A 525-nucleotide genomic window follows, 5' to 3' on the forward strand; every position below is an offset into this window, starting at 1 on the left:
GGTATCCGGTTGCTCGCCTTCCAGCCCCAGCAACACGGCCTTGTCGCTGCCGTGGCCCTTGCCGGTGGCACCGAGGGAGCCGTAGAGCTCGACTTTCAGGCTGTGGGTGTCGGACAGCAGGCTCTCGCGGCGCAGGCCTTCCACGAAACGCGCGGCGGCACGCATCGGGCCAACAGTATGGGAGCTGGAGGGGCCGATGCCTATCTTGAACAGGTCGAAGACACTAAGAGACATGTCGTGCTCCTGAGCGGGTGCTCGGCTCTTTCTTATTAGTCAGCGTAGACAGCCCGGCGGAACGGACCTTGCGGACCGACCGCCGTGCTCCTTGTCTTGTGTCCGGTCGCTGTAGGCGCGAGCTTGCTTGCGAATGGCTCCGGCAGAGCGCTTCGCCAGCAAGCTGGCTCCTACAGAGGAGCGCCGTCAGGCGTCCTGATAGGCCTCGATGGACGGGCAGGCGCAGATCAGGTTGCGATCACCGTAGACGTTGTCCACGCGGCCCACCGGCGGCCAGTACTTGCCTTCCAC

The 525-nt window shown here is 64.6% G+C and carries 1 protein-coding gene; it reads right to left on the minus strand.

All coding sequences use genetic code 11. The features are described from left to right. Window positions 1-234 (minus strand): serine dehydratase beta chain (locus tag E8F20_RS00005; RefSeq protein ID WP_280281869.1); only part of this gene is annotated, 234 nt, incomplete at its 3' end. Window positions 235-525 lie beyond the last annotated feature (291 nt).

This window comes from Pseudomonas sp. BN415, assembly GCF_029871195.1.
In the GTDB taxonomy this organism is placed as follows: Bacteria; Pseudomonadota; Gammaproteobacteria; order Pseudomonadales; family Pseudomonadaceae; genus Metapseudomonas; species Metapseudomonas resinovorans.